Origin of the sequence: Polymorphobacter sp. (assembly GCF_048007885.1) — a bacterium.
Lineage (GTDB): Bacteria > Pseudomonadota > Alphaproteobacteria > Sphingomonadales > Sphingomonadaceae > Sandarakinorhabdus.
The window spans coordinates 2,345,019-2,359,967 of sequence record NZ_CP180346.1 but is presented as its reverse complement, the minus strand read 5'-3'; the positions used below and the strand labels follow the sequence as shown (position 1 = coordinate 2,359,967).

Annotated in this window: 13 protein-coding genes; 5 read left to right on the top strand and 8 right to left on the bottom strand. The window is 68.6% G+C overall.

Annotated features, from left to right (window positions below):
* Positions 1–62: 62 nt before the first annotated feature.
* From ACMVO5_RS11355 to ACMVO5_RS11340, 4 genes are read left to right on the top strand one after another with little or no spacing between them, the layout of a single operon-like run.
* Complete coding sequence (locus tag ACMVO5_RS11355; protein WP_416909366.1) at positions 63–1,328, top strand: TolC family protein; 1,266 nt, start codon at positions 63–65, stop codon at positions 1,326–1,328.
* On the top strand, positions 1,325–2,491 hold the full coding sequence (locus tag ACMVO5_RS11350) for an efflux RND transporter periplasmic adaptor subunit (RefSeq protein ID WP_416907611.1): 1,167 nt from the start codon (positions 1,325–1,327) through the stop codon (positions 2,489–2,491). The genes ACMVO5_RS11355 and ACMVO5_RS11350 overlap by 4 nt, the downstream gene beginning before the upstream one ends.
* Positions 2,488–3,204 carry an ABC transporter ATP-binding protein gene (locus ACMVO5_RS11345; RefSeq protein ID WP_416907610.1) on the top strand — a complete coding sequence of 239 codons (717 nt, stop codon included), beginning with the start codon at positions 2,488–2,490 and terminating at the stop codon, positions 3,202–3,204. The genes ACMVO5_RS11350 and ACMVO5_RS11345 overlap by 4 nt, the downstream gene beginning before the upstream one ends.
* Entirely contained in the window at positions 3,201–4,418 is a 1,218-nt protein-coding gene (locus ACMVO5_RS11340; RefSeq protein WP_416907609.1) for an ABC transporter permease, read from the top strand. The genes ACMVO5_RS11345 and ACMVO5_RS11340 overlap by 4 nt, the downstream gene beginning before the upstream one ends.
* Before the next feature lie 200 nt (positions 4,419–4,618).
* Here the strand turns inward: ACMVO5_RS11340 and ACMVO5_RS11335 are convergent, their stop codons facing one another.
* A complete protein-coding gene (locus ACMVO5_RS11335) occupies positions 4,619–5,965 on the bottom strand; it encodes an MATE family efflux transporter (RefSeq protein WP_416907608.1) in 1,347 nt (448 codons plus the stop codon).
* A gap of 122 nt (positions 5,966–6,087) precedes the next feature.
* Between ACMVO5_RS11335 and ACMVO5_RS11330 the strand changes: the two genes are divergently transcribed.
* Positions 6,088–7,191, top strand: a complete 1,104-nt coding sequence (locus ACMVO5_RS11330) for an NADH:flavin oxidoreductase (RefSeq protein WP_416907607.1) — start codon at positions 6,088–6,090, stop codon at positions 7,189–7,191.
* 4 nt (positions 7,192–7,195) lie between these two features.
* Here ACMVO5_RS11330 and ACMVO5_RS11325 read toward each other — a convergent pair whose 3' ends face one another.
* The 7 genes from ACMVO5_RS11325 to ACMVO5_RS11295 are packed head-to-tail and all read right to left on the bottom strand — an operon-like array spanning position 7,196 to position 14,893.
* Positions 7,196–7,699 (bottom strand): A24 family peptidase, encoded by a 504-nt coding sequence (locus ACMVO5_RS11325; RefSeq protein ID WP_416907606.1) that lies wholly within the window; start codon positions 7,697–7,699, stop codon positions 7,196–7,198.
* Entirely contained in the window at positions 7,696–8,565 is an 870-nt protein-coding gene (locus ACMVO5_RS11320; protein ID WP_416907605.1) for a tetratricopeptide repeat protein, read from the bottom strand. Before ACMVO5_RS11320 ends, ACMVO5_RS11325 begins: the two co-directional genes overlap by 4 nt.
* Positions 8,562–10,283 (bottom strand): tetratricopeptide repeat protein, encoded by a 1,722-nt coding sequence (locus tag ACMVO5_RS11315; RefSeq protein ID WP_416907604.1) that lies wholly within the window; start codon positions 10,281–10,283, stop codon positions 8,562–8,564. The genes ACMVO5_RS11320 and ACMVO5_RS11315 overlap by 4 nt, the downstream gene beginning before the upstream one ends.
* A complete protein-coding gene (locus ACMVO5_RS11310) occupies positions 10,273–11,265 on the bottom strand; it encodes a type II secretion system F family protein (RefSeq protein ID WP_416907603.1) in 993 nt (330 codons plus the stop codon). The genes ACMVO5_RS11315 and ACMVO5_RS11310 overlap by 11 nt, the downstream gene beginning before the upstream one ends.
* Positions 11,266–11,274: 9 nt before the next feature.
* Positions 11,275–12,270: a type II secretion system F family protein gene (locus tag ACMVO5_RS11305; RefSeq protein ID WP_416907602.1), complete on the bottom strand. Its 996-nt coding sequence runs from the start codon at positions 12,268–12,270 to the stop codon at positions 11,275–11,277.
* Positions 12,270–13,715 carry a CpaF family protein gene (locus ACMVO5_RS11300; RefSeq protein ID WP_416907601.1) on the bottom strand — a complete coding sequence of 482 codons (1,446 nt, stop codon included), beginning with the start codon at positions 13,713–13,715 and terminating at the stop codon, positions 12,270–12,272. Before ACMVO5_RS11300 ends, ACMVO5_RS11305 begins: the two co-directional genes overlap by 1 nt.
* On the bottom strand, positions 13,712–14,893 hold the full coding sequence (locus ACMVO5_RS11295) for an AAA family ATPase (protein ID WP_416907600.1): 1,182 nt from the start codon (positions 14,891–14,893) through the stop codon (positions 13,712–13,714). Before ACMVO5_RS11295 ends, ACMVO5_RS11300 begins: the two co-directional genes overlap by 4 nt.
* Between the last annotated feature and the right edge of the window lie 56 nt (positions 14,894–14,949).

The following is a 14,949-nucleotide window of genomic DNA, read 5'->3' as shown; positions in this document are numbered from 1 at the left end:
TGACCCCCGCGGCCTGATTTCCTGCCGAGCGCGCCGGTCGCTGCGAAGCCCCAGCCGAGGCCCTGAGCCTGCAAGCCGCCGTCGACATCGCGCTGTGCCGCAACCCGCGCACCGCCGCCGCCTGGGCCGCCGCCCAGGCCGCCGCCGCCGGCGCAGGTGCGGCACGCGGCGCCCTGCTGCCCCAGATCGACGCCCAGATCGGCCCCAATCTCAACCGCTCGCAAAGCTTTCGCGGCACCGGCTTTGTCGATGGCAATGGCCAGTTCATCGGCGGCGGCGCCTCCACCACCACCGCCACCACCACCTCGGTCCGCCTCGGTCTCAACTGGCTGATCCTCGATGGCGGGGCGCGTGCCGGCCGTATCGAGGCGGCCGATGCCAATGCCCAGGCGCTCAGCGCCCAGTTCGATGAGACCACCCAGGCCGTCGTCCTCGAAGTCGTCAGCGCCTGGAACCTGCTCGAAGCCAATCGCGCCGTCGAAGCCGCCAATCTCGCCAACCTCGATTTCGCCCGCCTTTCCGCCGATCTCGCTGCGGCGCGCAAGGCCGCCGGCGTCGCCACCAGCGCCGACAGGTTGCAAGGCGAAACACAAGCCGCCCAAGCCGAGCTCACGCTGATCCAGACCCGCGGCAATGTCGCCAGCGCCGCCGCCCGCCTCGCCGTCGCCATGGGCCTGCCGCCCGGCACGGCGCTCAGCCTCGGCCCGCTCGCCCCGCTCGGCAGCGTCGCCGTTCTCGCCCGCGATGCCGAAACGCTCATCACGCAAGCTGAAACGCTCCGCCCCGATCTGCGCGCCGCCCGCGCCCAGCTCGAATCAGCTGAAGCCAATGTCCGCGTCGCCCGTTCGGCCGGGCGGCCCAGCCTCGGCTTTCAGGCCTCCAATACGCTCTCCGCGCTCGATACCGATATCGACCGCAACCTGACCAGCGCCGGCATCACGCTGTCGGTCCCGCTGTTCTCGGGCTGGACCACGCGCTACCAGATCGCCCAGGCCCGCGCCCAGGCCGCGCAGCAAGCCGCCACCCTCGAACAGGCCCGGCAAAGCGCCGGCCTCGCCGTCTGGCAGGCGAATATCGCCTATGAAAACGCGCTGGCCAGCCTGTCCCCGGCGCGCGCGCTGGTCAGCAGCGCCACCGAATCCGCCGATCTCGCGCAAGGCCGCTACCGCGCCGGCACCGGCACCTTCGCCGATCTGCTCAATGCCCAGAGCGCGCTTGCCAGCGCCCGCCAGCAGCTTGTCCAGGCCGAGTTCAACACCCGCACCGCCCAGGCCGAGCTGGCCCGCGCGGTCGGCGACATGACCCGCTATCAGGAGGCCCCGCAATGATCCGCAACCGCTGGCTCATCGCCGTCACACTCGTCCTGATGGCGCTCGGCCTGCTCATCATCTGGCGCATCGTCACCGCCCCGCCGCCCCCGCCGCCCTTCCGCACCGCCGCCGTCAGCCGCGGCCGCATCACCGAGAGCGTCACCGCCAACGGCGTGCTCGGCCCGATCCGCGTCGTCAATGTCGGCACCCAGGTCTCGGGCACGGTCGAAAGCCTCGACGTCGATTTCAACGATCCCGTGGAGAAGGGCCAGGTCCTGCTCCGGCTCGATCCCGCCCTGTTCGCCAGCCGGCTGGCCGCCAGCGAGGCCGCACTCGCCCAGGCCCGGGCGCAAGCCGCGCTGCAAGCCGCCAATGTCCGCCGCGCGCAAGATCTCGTCACCCGCGATTACATCAGCCAGCAGGAGTATGAAACGCTCGTCGCCAATGCCCGCGGCGCCGCTGCCCAGGTCGCCGCCGCCAGCGCGCAAGTCGCGCAAGACCGCGCCAATCTCGATTTTTCGGTCATCCGCGCGCCGGTCTCGGGTGTCGTCATCAGCCGCGAAGTCGATCTCGGCCAGACCGTGGCCGCCGCCTTCAACACCCCCACCCTCTTCACCATCGCCCTCGATCTCGCCCGCATGCAGATCGAAGCCTCGGTCGCCGAAGCCGATATCGCCCGCGTGCGCCCCGGTCAGCGCGTCGTCTTCACCGTCGATGCCTATCCCGAGCGCAGCTTCGAAGGCGCCGTCAAGCAGATCCGGCTCAATCCCGTCACACAGCAGAATGTCGTGACCTACACCGTCGTCGTCGAGGCCGAAAACCCGGACGGCACGCTGCTGCCGGGCATGACCGCCGATGCCCGCTTCATCGTCACCGAGCGTGCCGATGCCCTGCTGCTGCCCAACGGCGCGCTCGGCTTCCGCCCCGAAGCCATGGCCCCGGTGCGCGACCTCGCCGATGATGAAGCCATCGTCTTTGTCGATGAAAGCGGCCAGCCAGCGCCGCGCCGCATCCGCCTCGGCGTCGCCGACACCGAAAACAGCGAAATCCTCGAAGGCCCGCTCAAGGCAGGTGAAAGCGTCATTACCGGCCTCAACACCAGCCCCGGCGGCGGCATGTTCAGCGGGCCCCCCGGCCAGCAACCCCGCGACCGGAAGGGCGGCACAGAAACATCCGAATGACCGCGCTCATCGATCTCGAAGGCGTCATCAAGGACTATGCCTCCGAAGCCGGCAGCTTCCGCGCGCTTGACGGCGTCAGCCTGCGCATCATGCCCGGCGAGCTGGTCTCGATCATGGGGCCATCCGGCTCGGGCAAATCCACCCTCATGAATATCATCGGCTGCCTCGATACCGCCAGCGCCGGCCATTACCGCTTCAAGGGCAAGGACACGCGCGAGCTATCCGAAACCGAGCTCGCAGCGCTGCGCGGTGGCGGCATCGGCTTCGTCTTCCAGGGCTTCAACCTGCTGCCGCGCCTCACCGCGCTCGCCAACACCGCGCTGCCCATGGTCTATGCCGGCACCAGCGCCAGCGCCCGCAAGGCCCGCGCCGCCGAGCTTCTCGCCAGCGTCGGCCTCGCCGACAAGCTCGCCTCGCGCCCCACCCAGCTCTCCGGCGGCCAGCAGCAGCGCGTCGCCATCGCCCGCGCGCTGGCCAACCAGCCTGCCCTGCTGCTCGCCGACGAACCCACCGGCGCGCTCGACAGCAAGACCGGCGTCGAAGTCCTCGCCCTGTTCCGCCAATTGAACGAAAGCCGCGGCGTCACCGTCGTCATCGTCACCCATGATCCCGCCGTCGCCCGCGCCACCAACCGCGTGGTCCGTATCCAGGACGGCCGCATCACCCATGACGGCCCACCCGAAGCCATCGCCGAACAAGCGCCCGCCGCATGATCGCCGCCATGCTCGCCGAAGCGCTCGCCGCCCTCGTCGCCAACCGGCTGCGCTCGCTCCTCACCATGCTCGGCATGATCATCGGCGTCGCCGCCGTCATCCTCATGCTCGGCATCGGCGGCGGCGTGCAGAAACAGGTCGCCGACAGCATCTCAGGCCTCGGCTCCAACCTGCTCATCGTCACCGCCGGCGCCCCGCGCACCGGCGGCGTGCTCGGCGCCGCCGGCACCGGCGCCTCGCTGCGCATCGATGATGCCGAGGCCATCGCCGCCCTGCCCGGCGTCGTCGCCGCCGCCCCCAGCACCGCCGTCCCCGCCCAGGTCGTCGCCGGCCCCAACAACTGGGCCACCAATGTCACCGGCGCCACCCCCGGCTGGTTCACCGTCAACGAATGGCCTGTCGAGGACGGCCGCGCCTTCAACACCCGCGAAGAACGCGCCGGCGCCCGCGTCGCCGTCATCGGCCAGACTGTCGCCGAAAAACTGTTCGGCGCACGCCTCGCCACCAGCGAGCAGATCCGCATCAAGGGCGTCAGCTTCACCGTCATCGGCATCCTCGAACCACGCGGCCAGGGCTTCGGCGGCCAAGACCGCGACGATCAGATCATCGTGCCACTCACCAGCGCCCAGCGCCTGCTGCAAGCCAACGCCTTTCGCGATGCCGTCCGCACCGTCTCGGTCAGCGTCGCCTCGGCAGAAGCACTCGAACCCGCCATCGACGACATCACCCGCAGCTTGCGCCGCCGCCACAATCTCCGCCCCGGCGATGTCGATGATTTCCAGGTCGCCAACCTCACCGCCATCACCGACACGCTCAGCACCGCCACCGCCGCCGTCTCCATCCTGCTCGCCGCCATCGGCTCGATCAGCCTCATCGTCGGCGGCATCGGCATCATGAACATCATGCTGGTCAGCGTCACCGAACGCACCCGCGAAATCGGCATCCGCATGGCCATCGGCGCACCCCGCCGCGCCATCCGCCTGCAATTCCTCCTCGAAGCCCTCATGCTCTCGCTCATCGGCTGCACCATCGGCGTCCTCACCGGCACCAGCCTCGCCAAAGCCGCAGACAATTTCATCGGCTTCGATACCCAGGTCACCGCCACAGCCGTGCTGACCGCCTTCGCCGTCTCAGCCGCCATCGGCATCTTCTTCGGCTGGTGGCCCGCCACCCGCGCTGCCCGGCTCTCGCCCATAGAAGCCCTGCGCAGCTAGGGGCCTCCGGCGGCAGTTAAGGGCCTCCGGCGGCTGGGGCCTCAGGCCCCAGACCCCATTCGTCATTTTGGGCTGCACTTGGCGAGTGCAGGACGCGCCGCAGGCCCTGATTGCGCGTGCCGCGCGGGCGCTCCGGCTCACAGACTTGTCCCAAATCCACTGATGGGGTCTGGGGCCTGAGGCCCCAGCCGCCGGAGGCCCTAAACAAGCGCCCCCCGCCCCAGCCACCAAAAGCGCCCCCAGAGCAGCAGCGCCGACAGCGCCGAGGCGACGATCACGGCCCAGACCAGTCCCATCAGGCCCAGCCCCAGCGGCAGCGCCAGTGCCCAGCCCAGCGGCATCATCACGAACAGATAGCTGGCAAAATGCGTCGCCGTCGGCATCCAGACATCGCCGCGCGCCCTGAGCGCCTGCGCGCCCACGGCCTGCAGGCCGTCGCCGACATAAAACAGGCAGGAGAGCAGCAGCGCCGCCGCAGCCGCCCCGCGCACCGTCGGCTCGCTGGTATAGGCCGCCGCCAGCGCTTCATTGCCCAGCCCCACGCCAAGGCAGATGGCGAGCAGCACTGCCACCGTCACCCCGAAGCCCAGCCCGGCCGCGCGCCGCACGCCTGCCGGGCTGCGCGCGCCGTGGGCACGGCCCACCATCACCGCGGTTGCCGCCGCCAGCCCCAGCGGCACCATGAAGATCACCGCCGCCACATTGAGCACGATCGCCCAGGTCGCCACCGCCAGCGTGCCCAGCCAGCCGGCAAAGATGCTCATCGCGCCAAAGGCCGCGCTCTCGATGAAATAGCTGCCCGCCGTGCCATAGCCCACCGCGCGCTGCGCTGCGGCCGCCTGCGGGTCGGGGGCGGTCTTGTCAAACACGCCAAACCGCCGCGCCTCCGCCCAGCGCGCGATCACCACCCAGATCAGCACCATCAGCACCAGCCGCGAAAGCCCCGTCGACCAGGCGCTGGCCACCGCTCCGGCCACCGGAAACCCCGAATTGCCGGGCACCAGCCACAGGTTGAGCCCCAGATTGACCAGGTTCGCCGCCCACATCGCCACCATGCCCGGCACTGCCCGGCCATGCGCCTCCAGCCAGAACAGCCCCGCATCCGCCACCAAGATCGGCACCAGCGACAGCGCCAGCGCCTGCAACACCGGCGTCGCCCCGTCGGCCAGCGCCGGCTCCAGCCCGACCAGGTGCAGCGCCGGCCCGCCCAGCAAAACCAGCACCAGCGCTGCTGCCACCCCGACCTGAAAGGCATAGGCGACGCCGCGCCGCAATATCACCCCGGTCTCCTCGGCGCGGCCATCGCCGATCGCCTGCGAGGTCATCACCTGGATCCCGTAAAGCAGCCCCAGCGCGGTGGTCAGCACCACGCCGGTCGGTGCCCAGCCAATGGCATGATAGCCCAGCTCCTCGGCCGAATAGCGCCCCACCACCACCGTATCGACCACGCCCATCGCCATGATGCCCAGCCGCGACAGCACCACAGGCCCCGCCAGCCGCAGCAGCGGCCGCAGGGCAGGGCGAGCAGGATCATCGGCAACACGCATTACAAAAGCTCGGAATAAGGGAGCGCAGCCCCTGCCGCTCCGCGCATGGCGGGTCAAGTGAAACACCTGTTGCACCGCAGCGCCGCCCCCTCTAGCCATCACGGGCAACCGGAGTTCACATCATGACCAAGGCCCTGTTCCAGCCCTTCAGCCTGCCCAACCTCACCCTGCCCAACCGCATCGTCATGGCCCCCATGACCCGCAGCTGCTCGCCCGGCGGCGTCCCCGGCGATGATGTCGCAGACTATTATCGCAGGCGCGCCGAAGGCGGCGTCGGCCTGATCATCACCGAAGGCACCGGCATCGATCGCCCCGGATCCACCAACGACAGCGCCGTCCCCCGCTTCCACGGCGAGGAAGCCTTGGCCGGCTGGGCCGAAGTCGTCACCGCCGTCCACGCCGCCGGCGGCAAGATCGCCCCCCAGCTCTGGCATGTCGGCAGCGCCATCAACCGCGCCCAGCCCGACGAAACCCACGCCGAATCCCCCTCCGGCCTGTTCAAGCCCGGCCGGCCCTGGGGCCACGCCATGAGCGATGCCGACATCGCCGACACCATCGCCGCCTATGCCAGCGCCGCCGCCGCCGCCGTGCGGCTGGGCTTTGATGCCGTCGAGCTGCACGGTGCCCACGGCTATCTCATCGATCAGTTCCAGTGGCACGGCACCAACCAGCGCAGCGATGGCTGGGGCGGCGACACCCTGCCCGAACGCTGCCGCTTCACCACCGAGGTCGTCCGCGCCGTCAAGGCCGAAACCGGCGACGAAGTCCCGCTCATCCTCCGCCTCAGCCAGTGGAAGCAGCAGGACTATGCCGCCCGCCTCGCCGCCACGCCTGACGAGATGGCCGCCTGGCTCCAGCCCTTTGTCGAGGCCGGCGTCGATATCCTGCACTGCTCGCAGCGCCGCTTCTGGGAGAGCGAATTCCCCGAAATCGATGGTGAAAATGGCCTCAACTTCGCCGGCTGGGCGCGCAAGCTCACTGGCTGCCCCACCATCACCGTCGGTAGTGTCAGCCTCTCGGGCGAATTCATCGCCGGCTTCGGCGGCGAAAGCTCGTCCGCCACCGACATCGCCGCGCTTGAAGCCCGCCTCGATGCCGGTGAATTCGATCTCGTCGCCGTCGGCCGCAGCCTCATCACCAACCCCGACTGGCCGGCCAAGGTCCGCGCCGGCGCCCTTGACAGGCTGAAGGGGTTCGAGCGTTCGGCGCTGGCAACGCTGGTCTGACCGTTCAGCCCAGCGGCCAGACCCGCCACGCCTGCCAGGCAAAGAACAGCACGCCGCCCAGAATCGCGACCGCATAGGGCAGTGGCGCGCCCCGATGCAACACGCGCGGCCCCTGGCCGGCCGCATTGAAGCGCCGCGCCACCAGCAGCACCAGCGCCAGCCCGCCGCCCACCAGCGCCGTGCCGACCAAGAGCAGCGGCAGCCCCGCCAGCCCGGTCCAGCTGGCCAGCGCGGTGAGCAGCTTGATGTCGCCGCCGCCCATCCAGCCGCGTGCAAACAGAAACAGCCCGACCGCGAACACCAGCACCGGCGCGCCTGCATGCGACAGCCAGTCAAAGCCCGGCGTCACCAACCCATAAGCGGCTGCGAGCGCGATCAGCACGATCGAAATCTCGTCGGGAATCTCGAATTTCACCATGTCCCAGCCCGCCGCCACCAGCGCGCAAGCCAGCGCACCCGCCGCCAGCCATAGCGGCACCTCAGGCCCCAGATCGACCAGCGGCGTCACTTCTTCGGCGCGCCCGCCGTGGCCAGCCGCGCCCGCTCCGCCTCCACCCAGCTAAGGTTCGCCGCCGCCGTGCGGTCATAGACCGGGTTGATCATCATCGCCCGGCGAAAATAGGCCTCGGCAATGTCCAGGTCCCCGCGCGACATGGCAGCAAAGCCCACGGTGTTCAGATCCGCCGCCAGCGTCTCGCGCGTCGAGCCTTCAAAGGCCTGCTGATATTTGCCCTGCATGGCGCGCGCCAGCCGCAAATTCCCCGCCGCCACCTCAAGCGCCGGGTCCGCCGACAGCGCCGCCATCAGGTCCGCCTCGGCCGCCGCATGCTCGCCGCGCAGCATCCGCGACCAGCCCCGGTTCGAAAGCGTCTCGGCATCGCCGGGCGCCAGCGCCAGTGCCGCCGCATAGGCGGCGTCTGCCCGCTTCCAGTCGCGCTCCCGGTCCGCCACCGCCGCCCGCGCCCGCTGCGCGCGGAGCAGCCCGGGATCAAGCGCCAGCGCCGTGTCCAGCGCCTCCTTGGCCTCATCAATCTGGTCGCGCCGCAACCGCGAGATGCCCAACCCCTGATGCGCACGCGCCGCCACCGCCGGCTCATCGATCAACAGGCCAAAGCCGGTCAGCGCCTCGGCCATGCGGCCGCGCGCCAGCGCAATCTCTGCCTGCCGCAGCCTGAGCTCCGGGTCGCGCACCTCCAGCGGCGCGCGCCGGATGATCTCCTCGGCCGCATCGAGCCGACCATCGGCAATCGCCCCGTCAATCAGCGCCAGCGGGGTCATTGGCGTCCCCGCATCCTCCTGCCCGGCCCAGAGCGCAGGCGACGTCAAAAAGGCTGCCAGCACCATCGGCAGCATGACCCGCCGGGCCGAACTCATGCGGCGCGGACGCGCGCGATCACCCGTTCCAGCCGCGCAATCGCAGCCTGTCTCGCCACCGCTGATCCCGGGTCGATGCCCGCCCCCTGCGGCCCGCGCATCCGGGCGGCAAAGCTGTTCAGCGCGCCATCGTCGCTTTCAAAAAGCCGGGTGCCGCCGATATCGCCGTGCCGCAACGCCAGCGCCGGCGCGCTCGGTGCCGTGCGGCCATCAGGGCCGGCGCGCCGCACATGCAGCAACCAGGCCGGATCGGCCTCTGGGCTGCCCGGCGCCCGCGCCAGCGGCCCGCTCACGCCAATCGAAACCGGGGCGCGCATCACCGGCACCGAGGCCACCGATGTCCGCGCCAGCGCCGCCGGCGCCAGCGCGTCATCGCTCGCAAAGGCCATGATATCAACCGGCGCATCCTCTGTCGCCGCCAGCGCCCGCGCCGTTTCGACCCGTGCTACCGCCTGCCTGACAACCTGCCGGGCCGCCGTCTCAACCGGAGCCGCCACCGGCGCCGCCGCGACCAACATCGCGTCTGCCTCGGCGCGCGCTGCCACAAGCGCCGGAATCAGCGTGATTTCAGGCGCTGCCGCCAAAGACAGCGTCGCCACCGGCATCTCGACCGTCACCAGCGCCGGCTGCAAACGCGCGCGAGGCCGTGCAACCGCGCGCCGCGCCCGGGGCGGCGCCGCTTCGGCCAGCCGCGCCGTCTCCACCTGCTCGACCAGCGGCGCCAACGCGACCGGCGCTTGCGGTGCCAGCACCAGCACCGCCGCATCGCCAAGACTGGCCACCAGCGCCGCCGCCGGCGCGGGCGCCCCGCCCATCACCAGCTGCGCTTCGCCATTGGCCGCAAATTCGATATGTGCGCCGGCCTGAAGGTCCGGCTGCGGCGCGGCCACGCGCTCAATCGCTTCATCCGGCATCGCCACCGGGCTCAACACCTCGCGCGGCGCCGGCGCAAAGCCAACCGAAGGCGGCACCGCCACAGACGCAACCTCCACCGACGCGACCGGCACAGGACTGTCAGCCACCACCGGCGGCGGCGCCTTGGCCACCGGTGTCACGGCGGCCAGCTGCACCGGCGCCGTTCGCACCGGCGCCGGCACCGGGACCGGCACCTGCAGCGCAATCTCGGCCGGGCGCGCGAAAACCGGTTCCCGCGTCCGCGCCGCCGTCAGTTCGGCATTCACTCGCACCAGCAGCCGCCGCGCATTTGCCACAGCGGTTGCATCCCGGCTCCGCGCCGCCGCCTGAAGCCAGGGAATCGCCTCGCGCCATTCCCCCTGCAAGGTCAGCGAATAGCCAAGATTGGCCAGAACCGCGCCGTCTTCGGGCGCCACCGCCAGCGCCGCCTCATACCAGCCCCGCGCCACATCATGCCGGCCCATCCGGTCATAGGTCACGCCAAGCCCGTTCATCGCATCAACCGAGCGCGGCTCCTCAGCCAGCACCCGGCGGAAGGCCGCCATGGCACCGGGCACATCGCCGCCCGCCAGCAGCAGCTTGGCCCGCGCATAATGATCAGCAGGCGCCTCGGCGGCCGGTCGGCTGGCCGCGGCGCGCGCCGCCGCCGCCTGCCGCAGCGCGTCCGCCTCCGCCTTCAGCGCCTTGTTGCCAGCCTCGGCCGCGCCGCCATCGACCAGCGAGGCGCCAACCGCGCCCAGCGCCGCCCCGCTCTTCAGCAGAGCCTTGGCATCCACACCGCGAAACGACTGATCAAGGCTCACGGGCTTCGTCTCCCTTGTCATCGACATCGGCATCCGCCATCGCATTCTTCACCTGAATCGACGCCGGCAGCATCAGCACGGCGACCATCGTCGGCAGCAGAAAGCCGACCAGCGGCACCGCCAGCAGCACGGGAATACGCATCGCCTTTTCCTCGGCGCGCATCTTGCGCGCTTCGCGCATTTCCTCGGCATAGACCTTCAGCGCCTGGCTGATGCTCGCCCCCAGCCGGTCAGACTGGATGACCAGCGTCACAAACGCCCCGATCTCGGGCACGGCGGTCCGCCGCGCCAGGCTGCGCAGCGCCGTCTCGCGCGTCCGCCCGGCGCGAAGCTCAAGCGACACAATGGCGAACAGGCGTGCAATGAGCGGGTGCGAGCGCGAAATCTCCGTGCCCACCCGGCTGAACGCTGCATCGAGACCAAGCCCCGCCTCCACGCACACCAGCATCAGGTCAAGCGTGTCGGGAAAGCCGTTCAATATCTCCTTCTTGCGCTCGGCCGCGTTCGAATTGACAATGAAATTCGGCAGATAAAGCCCCACCGCCGCCAAGACGACCAGAAGGATGTAAAGCTTGCCCGGCGATGGCCAATTGTCGAGCAACGCAATCACGATCAGCGCAAAAATCGGCAGCGCCAGCGTCAGCACGGTGCGCGTCAACACGAAGACGCGCGGTGCAAAAGGCTGGTCATAGCCCGCCAGCATCAGCTTCTCGGCCAGCGCATCACCCTTGGTGTCAGCCAGCGACAGGCCCCGCTTCTCGACCTCGGCCACGATCCGCGCCCAGACCGAGGCCGTCTGGTCGGTGCGCAGGCTCGCCGCCTGGCCCTCCTTGGGCGCACGCGCGGTCGAAACCGGCCCGGAAAGCCGCTGGGTGATGTTGACCCGCCGCTGCAGCAGCGGCGCCACCGCCAGCACGGTCAGCACGACCGCAATAAAGACAATCGCCATCACCGCATAGGAGACGAGATCGGCCTGGTTCACCGCATCCCCCTAGACCTTGATGTCGATGATACGGCGCATCAGCAAGATGCCCACCGTATACAGGACCGCCATGCCGATAACGCCGGGCAGAAACCAGGGGTCGTCAATGACATCGAGATAGAAGCTCGGCTGGTTGGCGAAGGTGAAGGCAAAGGTCAAGATCGGCAGCGCGGTCAGCAGCGACCCGGTCATCTTGCCCTCGCTGGCCAGCGCATTCACTTTCAGCACCATCGCCGCCCGGTCCCGAATGACCTTCGACAGCCCCTCAAGGATGTCAGCAAGGCTGCCACCCGTCTCCGACTGGATCGCCACCGACACCACGAACATGTACATGTCCTGCGTGCCCACCCGGTCGGCCAGGTTGGAAAGCGCGTCGCGCAGATTATAGCCATAGTTCATCTCGGCCAGCACCAGGCCAAATTCCGAGCTGATCGGATCAGGCACTTCCGTCACCAGCAGTTCCAGCGCTGAATTGACCGGATAACCCGCCCTCAGGCCACGCACGAAAATGTCGAGCGCAACCGGAAACTGCGCCTCGAACAGCCGCATCCGCTTGGTCGCGCGCATGCTGATATAGGTCATCGGCAACACCACGCCGATGGCAAAGGCAAACACGAACACAAGCAGATAGGCAATCGGCGAGGTCAGCTGCCCGGTAATCCCGCCAATCAGCGGAAACAGCACACCGACAATGGCCGTCGTAGCCACCATGCCGGTCACCATCGTTGTCGATTTCATCTGCATGCCGGCCTGGGTCATGCGCTTCTCGACCCGGTTGATCAGCGAGGGCAGCAGTGCGCTGTTGGTATCCGGCATCTCGCGCCGCAGCGTCTCCATGATGTCGGCGTTGGACGCGCCCTGCGACAACAGCTCCATCCGCCGGCTGACCCGCCCGCGCGGCGCAATCACATCACGGTAGAGCAGAAAACCACCCTCGATCACCAGCACCACGGTGATGAACACCACGACATAAAAGCCGAATTCGGCGGTCATCAGGCTGTCCATCAGCCCGGCTTCCGCTTGTAGGGGTCAAACAGGTCGGCCGGCAGGTGAATGCCGCGCGCCTGCAGGACCTCGGCAAATTTGGGCCGCACACCAAGCGGCTTCATCTCGCCCAGCACCTTGCCATTCTCGTCCACGCCCTGCCGCTCGAAGCGATAAATCTCCTGCATCAGGATGATATCGCCTTCCATCCCGGTCACTTCCGCGATCGACAGCACCTTGCGCGAGCCATCAGACAAACGGGCCAGCTGCAACACCACCTGAATCGCCGAGGCGATCTGGGCGCGCGCCGATTTCGGGCTGATGTCGATGCCCGACATGCCGATCATCTGCTCGATACGGGAGAGCGCGTCGCGCGGCGTGTTGGCGTGCACCGTCGTCATCGAGCCATCATGGCCGGTGTTCATCGCCTGCAGCATGTCAAAGGCCTCGCCCGAGCGGATTTCACCCAGAATCACCCGGTCGGGGCGCATGCGCAGCGAGTTCTTGACGAGATCGCGCTGGTTCACCTCGCCGCGGCCCTCGACGTTCGCCGGCCGGGTTTCAAGCCGCAGCACATGGCTCTGCTGAAGCTGCAATTCGGCCGAATCCTCGATCGTCACGATGCGCTCGCCGTCATCGATCGAGGCCGACAGTGCGTTCAGCATCGTCGTCTTGCCCGAGCCGGTGCCGCCCGAAATGATGACATTGCGCCGCGACGCGACCACCCCGCGCAGCACCGTGGCCGCATCATCGGTGAGCGCGCCAAAGCCCACGAGCTTGTCGAGATCGATCGGCGTCTTCGAAAATTTGCGGATCGAGAGCGCCGGCCCGTCGATCGCCAGCGGCGGAATGATCGCGTTGATGCGGCTCCCGTCGGGCAGGCGCGCGTCAACCATCGGCGAGCTCTCGTCCACCCGGCGGCCCACGCCCGACACGATCTTGCCGATGATCCGCATCAGGTGCCGGTCATCGGCAAAGCGCGTCGGCGACAGCTCGATCTTGCCCGACCGCTCGATGAACACGACGCTGGCCGAATTGACCATGATGTCCGAAATCGTCGGGTCCTTGAGCAGCGGCTCGAGCGGCCCCAGCCCCAGCAGTTCGTCGAGAATGTCCTCCACCAGCTGCCGCCGCTCGGTCAGGTTCAGCGCATGGTTCAGCTCCTTGAGCATCTCCTGCACAATCTCGCCGATATCGCGGCCCACCTGCTCGCGCGTCATCGTCTCCAGCGCCGAAAGGTTGATCCGCTCAATCAGCTTCTGGTGCAGCGTGACCTTCAGCTCGGTATAGCCATCGCTGCGCTTCGGCGGGACGGCCGCCGCCGGCACCTTGGCCGGGCCCTTCGCCACCGGTGCCGCAGCGGGCGCGGCCGGCGTCGCAGCCGGCGCCCGCGGCGCCTCGGCCGCAGGCGGGGGCAGGGTGTCCGCACCGGCCGAAACGCCCGATTTGCGGCTCGGCCAGATCATGATGACAGCGCCTCGATTTCGGCAAGACCGGCCATCAGCGCGCGCAGGTCCTTCTCCAGCCGGGACTTGACCTTGATCGCGCCCACCGTCCGGCCCTCGTCAATCGCCGCCGACATGGTCGGATAATCGTTGCTCACCACAAAATCGACCTTGCGCTTCAACGCCTGTTCGGTCTGTGACAGATCGGCCTTGCGAAACAGTGAAACCGCCATCCGGTTGAGCACCAGCCGCACACGGTCGGTGAGATTATTGGCCTCCAGCACATCCAGCTGGCGCTTCGCCTGATGCACGCCGGCCACCGAAAGTTCGCTCACCAATATGATCGAATCCGAAACTCCAAGCGCGGCTGCCGACCAGTTGGTCCAGGCATTGGCCAGGTCGATCAGCACAACGTCATAATTTTCCGCCGCCAGCGCGATCAGCTTTTCCACCATCTGCGGCGTGATGATGTCGAAGGGCACAATGTCGGTCGGCGCCGCCACCACATCGAGCCCGCTGACATGCTTTTCCGCCACCGAGGCGAGATACTCGCCGTCCATCCGATCGCCAGCGTCAACCAGCTCAGCCACCGTCATCCGCGGCCGCAGGTTGAGATAGAGCGCCGCATTGCCAAACTGCACATCCAGATCGACCAGACACACCCGCTTGTCCTGCGCCCAGAGCGCGCCAAGCTGGGACACGAGGCTCGTCGTGCCCACCCCGCCGAGCGCGCCCAGAAAGCTGATCACCCGCCCGCGCCGCCGCGGCGCCGCATTGGCAAAGACCGGCGGCGGCAGCGGCGTCTGGCGAACCTGCCGCGCCGTTTCCACCGCCTGATGCAATTCGTCCGCCGAAAACGGCAGCGGCAGCACATCGACCGCATCCGACCGCAAGATCCGCCGCGTCACCGACACCGACAGCTCCTGCACCGCCGCCACCACCGCGACCCGGCCAAGATGCTGGCTGGCGAACCGCTCAAACGCCTCCATCCCGCGCACATCGGCGGGATCGAGCTCGACCACCAGCACATCGGTCGAGTCCACCCGCGCCGGATCTCCAGCAAAGCTGTCCAGCGTGCCCGAATGCAACTGCACCGAAACATCCGGCAGCATCAGGCGGTCGACATTGAGCGACGAGGCCAGCGGCGGCGACAGCACGATGCTGACGCGCGAGGCGCTGCCACCACTGATGCCGCTCACAGGCGAAGCCTCACCCAAATCGATTCCCTCCTGAAAGACACCGCTAACCATAATCC

Bases quoted from the DNA above. Each gene is read 5' to 3' on its own strand.
- ACMVO5_RS11330 (WP_416907607.1), top strand. From the start codon at position 6,088: ATGACCAAGGCCCTGTTCCAGCCCTTCAGCCTGCCCAACCTCACCCTG.
- ACMVO5_RS11305 (WP_416907602.1), bottom strand. From the start codon at position 12,270: ATGGACAGCCTGATGACCGCCGAATTCGGCTTTTATGTCGTGGTGTTC.
- ACMVO5_RS11320 (WP_416907605.1), bottom strand. From the start codon at position 8,565: ATGAGTTCGGCCCGGCGGGTCATGCTGCCGATGGTGCTGGCAGCCTTT.
- ACMVO5_RS11350 (WP_416907611.1), top strand. From the start codon at position 1,325: ATGATCCGCAACCGCTGGCTCATCGCCGTCACACTCGTCCTGATGGCG.
- ACMVO5_RS11340 (WP_416907609.1), top strand. From the start codon at position 3,201: ATGATCGCCGCCATGCTCGCCGAAGCGCTCGCCGCCCTCGTCGCCAAC.
- ACMVO5_RS11300 (WP_416907601.1), bottom strand. From the start codon at position 13,715: ATGATCTGGCCGAGCCGCAAATCGGGCGTTTCGGCCGGTGCGGACACC.
- ACMVO5_RS11345 (WP_416907610.1), top strand. From the start codon at position 2,488: ATGACCGCGCTCATCGATCTCGAAGGCGTCATCAAGGACTATGCCTCC.
- ACMVO5_RS11335 (WP_416907608.1), bottom strand. From the start codon at position 5,965: ATGCGTGTTGCCGATGATCCTGCTCGCCCTGCCCTGCGGCCGCTGCTG.